Annotated in this window: 1 protein-coding gene; it reads left to right on the top strand. The window is 69.7% G+C overall.

The window, feature by feature from the left end; all coding sequences use genetic code 11:
* Positions 1-33: 33 nt before the first annotated feature.
* Positions 34-432, top strand: a 399-nt coding sequence (locus tag BZL64_RS12860) for a DUF3105 domain-containing protein (protein WP_143663113.1), incomplete at its 3' end; no start/stop codon positions are given.

The following is a 432-nucleotide window of genomic DNA, read 5'->3' on the forward strand; positions in this document are numbered from 1 at the left end:
CCGCCGTACGGCGGGGACGAGGACAGCACAGTCATGAGCAAGACCAGCAAGAAGACGGCAGCCGCGGCCCGACGGACCAAGATCGAGGAGGCTCGCCGCGCCGAGCGGGCGCGCGAACGCCGCAGCCGCATCCTCACCGTCACGATCAGTACGGTCATCCTCGCCGGGCTCGTCGGCTGGGGCGCCTACGCCATCAACGACGCCAACGAGAAGGACGCCCGGCAGGCCGCCGCCGCGAAGAAGCCGGTGAGCGGTGAGAAGTCCTGGGACGCCGGGAAGCTCGGGCGCAACCACGTCGAGGCCGCCGTCACCTATCCGATGAATCCACCGGTCGGCGGTGATCACCACCAGGCGTGGATGACCTGCGAAGGCACCGTCTACACGAAGGCCGTCCCGGACGTGAACGCCGTCCACTCGCTGGAGCACGGCGCG

This window comes from Streptomyces bobili, assembly GCF_002154575.1.
Taxonomy (GTDB): domain Bacteria; phylum Actinomycetota; class Actinomycetes; order Streptomycetales; family Streptomycetaceae; genus Streptomyces; species Streptomyces bobili.